The following is a 3,786-nucleotide window of genomic DNA, read 5'->3' as shown; positions in this document are numbered from 1 at the left end:
ATAATGATAGCGAAGAGACTCTTTATAATCTAACCATCAAAGATTTTTTGCCAAAAGGTTTGAAGTATCAATTCAAATCTTTTAGATTGGGAGGAGAGCAAAAAAGAGTTCAACTTTCAAAAGATGGAAAAGTCATAAATGCCATAGTGAGTAAATTGGAGGGAAAATCACGGATTGAAGCACTCTATATGGTGATGGTCACAGCTGATATTGATACTAAAGAGATAGTCAATAGAGCCTCGATCTCTCATGATGATATGGTGGTATCTAATGTTGCCACCTCGACGATAGAGTTACAACGAGAACTCTTTACCCACAAAGGGGTGATAGCAGGTCAGATTTTTGATATGACCAAAAAACCTAATCCAATATCGACAATGGGGATAAAGCTTTATATGGAAGATGGTTCGTATGTTGTGAGTGACCATACTGGTCAGTACCATTTTGAGGGGGTGAATCTTGGGCGACATGTTGTGCAAGTTGATAGAGAGCTTTTAGAAGAGGGGTATGATGTTGTTCAGTGTCAAGATGATATAAAATCTAAAGCTTCACCTTTTTCTAAATTTGTTGAGCTACACCATGGGGCTTTGAAACGAGTGGATTTTTGTATTAAAAAAATAGGAGAGGTTAAGTCTCCTGAATCACAGATAGATATGCCAAAAGAGCCTTTTGAAGAGAAGATTCCAAACTATACAGGAGCTAATATAGCAAAACTCAAAGGGAAACAGGAGATTATCTGGCCCCAAGAGGGGTATCTCCCTACTATCCCCTCAACTAGTATTGCTATCTTACATCCCAAAAATCAAAGGGTTGAACTCTGGCTCAATGGAGAGAAAGTAAGCCTCTATAACCTTGATTCAACGGTTATGGGAAAAAAGAGAAAAAAATCAGTCACCCTCTATAAGGGGGTAGACCTGCTTGAAGGTGACAACCTGTTTGTGGTGCATTTCTTGACCAAGAGTGGGAAAAAGGTAGCCACAAAAAAGAGAGTGGTGCATCTCTCTGGCTCACCTGTAAAAGTTCGCTATCGCCAAAATCAATCCAAACTTGTAGCTGATGGTAAACACTCTCCTATTATCGCTGTGCAGTTTTTTGATATGGATGGGTATCCTCTTCGTTCAGGAATATTGGGAAGTTATACCATCGATGCACCCTATGTTCCACAGAGTAGAATAGAGCGTCTAAAATCTGACCCATTGGCACTTATTTCACGCTGTGATAAGTTTAAGATAGACTCCAATGGTACAGCATACATCAAGCTTCAACCTACCTCCAAGTCAGGTGAGGTAAAGCTCTATTTTACCATGAAGAGTGGTCGAAAAGAGGTTGTCAAGGCGTGGCTCAAACCCAAAGCACGAGATTGGATAATGGTCGGATTTGCAGAGGGAACGGTCGGCTACGAGAGGCTTAGTCAAAATCAAGAGAGTTATGAGGGGGATGAGAAGTTCTACAAAGAGGGACGCGTCGCTTTTTTTGCCAAAGGAAAAATAAAAGGCTCATGGCTTTTGACTCTGGCGTATGACTCAGGCAAAGAGATAGATGAGGAGAAATTAGATTCGCAGATAGACCCCAACAGATACTATACGCTCTATGGTGATATTTCACAGCAGGATTATGAAGCCTCCTCAGGAAAAAAACTTTTTGTCAAATTGGAAAAAGATAACTTCACTACGCTATTTGGGGATTTTGAGACAGGATTAACCACCACAGAGTTGACAAAATACAGCAGAACCTTTACAGGAGTCAAAAGTGAGTATCATGGTGAGTTGGTAGAGGGAAGTGCGTTTATCTCCCACAGTGACCAGCAGTTTGGACGCGATGAGATACGCGGTGATGGTACTTCGGGCTACTACTATCTAAGCAAAAAAAATCTGATACTCAACTCTGAACAGATTGTCATTGAGGTGCGTGATAGATATCATGAAGGGGTGGTATTAAGCGAAAAGAGACTTCGTCGCTATCAGGATTATGATATAGATTATGGGCTGGGTAGGCTATATTTTAAAACACCTATTTATAGCAAAAATTCAAACTTCAATCCACAATATATCGTGGCAACCTATGAGGTAAAATTGGAGAGTGTTGATGGTTACAGTTATGGTGGTCGCATCGCTCTTAAACCCAATGATGATGTGGAGATAGGTTCAATCTTTGTAGAGGAGAACCAAGGGGTAAAGAGAAATTCGATGATGGGTGTTGATTCCAATATTAAGATTGGTAACGATATAACCTTTCGTGCCGAGTATGCACAGAGTGTCAATAGAGGTGACTCGACCAAAACAGAGGGGAGTGCAAAACTGGTTGAGTTGGAGTATATCAGTCGTGGAGTGGAAGCAACGGCTTACTTTAGAGAGCAAGATAACGCTTTTGGATTGAGGCAACTCTCACAATCTCTTGATGCGACACGAAAAATGGGTTTGGAAGCGAGTAGAAAGTTTACCAGATGGCATATCAATACAGCCTTTTATAGAGACGAGTCATTGGAGAGTCAACGATTTTCAGAGGTGGCAGAGATGCATTTTGGTTACGCAGATAATCAATGGGGCAGTAGCGTAGGGTATCGTTATATCAAAACTGATAAAGATGAAGGGGCAGACCAGTTGACGATGTTGTTGTCTCGAAAACTTTTTGCCCAAAAGTTGAGTCTATCAATAGGTCGAGACCAGACCATTGGCAAAGAGGAGAGTGAACTTCATCCCAGCAGAAGTATGATAGAGGCGAGTTATATATTGATGCCTGAGGCTGAAATTTTTGGAACTTATGAGCTGATTGAACAGGGTGACAAAGAGGGAACACAGTCTCGTATGGGTGCAAGAGCAAGACCGTGGCATGGGGCAACGATGGAGAGCAGTCGAGTGAGTGAGTTTGAAGATGATGCCACTAAAGTTTATGATATGATGGGTGCAAGGCAGAGAATAAAGTTAACGGATACGCTAAGTTTTGATATTGGATATGAGAGTTCAAAAGGTGTTGATGGCAATGTGAGCGACAAAGATTTTGTAGCCTACAGTTCAGGCGTGAGCTATCAGAGTGATGTTTTGACAGGAACTATTCGAGCTGAGTTGCGAGAGGGCAATGACAAAGACACCCTCAATCTTCGAAGTGCTATCTATACTAGAGCCACAGATAGTTTGGGTTTGGCATTGGGAGGGTCATACTCCAAGTCAGAAGAGATAGAGAAACAGAGCCGTCAATCAGAGGCTAAATTTGCACTGGCGTATCGCCCTAAGTTGAGTAGTTGGATAGTGTTAAGTCGTTTGGCTTATAGAGAGAGTTTTATCGATGAAGAGGATAGCTCTAAATTGGTCTCCAATAGCTTTATAAACTTTATGCCAAGCTCAAGATTTGAACTCACTTTCTCTTATGGGATGAAATTTCTTATTGATACTATGGAGAGAGAGGAGTATGAGAGTTTTGTCAACTATATTGGTCTGGATGTCAACTATGATTTGACACCAAAGTTTGAACTGGGTCTACATAGTTCACTTCTATATATTCAGAGTGCTGACAATCAAAAGCAGAGTGCAGGAGCCTATCTTGGTTACAATATTTTTGATAACGCTTGGCTCTATTTGGGGTATAATTTTATAGGTTTTAGAGAGGATGATTTTTCGTTGCAGAACTATAATAGAGATGGTATCTATCTAAGATTTGATATGAAGTTTGACCAAGAAAGTTTGCAAAAAATGGCAGGGAGCTTACTCTAATTGTTATTTAATACTCATAAAGAACATTTGTTCACGCATAGTGTTCTCTATTTTGTATAAAATTTATCAAATTTAATTT

The 3,786-nt window shown here is 40.4% G+C and carries 1 protein-coding gene; it reads left to right on the top strand.

What is annotated here, in order from left to right; genetic code table 11:
* Nucleotides 1-3,707 (top strand): hypothetical protein (locus tag GSY74_RS05920; RefSeq protein ID WP_164664179.1); only part of this gene is annotated, 3,707 nt, incomplete at its 5' end.
* Nucleotides 3,708-3,786: the final 79 nt, after the last annotated feature.

The organism is Sulfurovum sp. bin170 (genome assembly GCF_010892395.1).
In the GTDB taxonomy this organism is placed as follows: Bacteria; Campylobacterota; Campylobacteria; order Campylobacterales; family Sulfurovaceae; genus UBA1140.
This window is presented reverse-complemented; position numbering and strand designations above follow the sequence as displayed.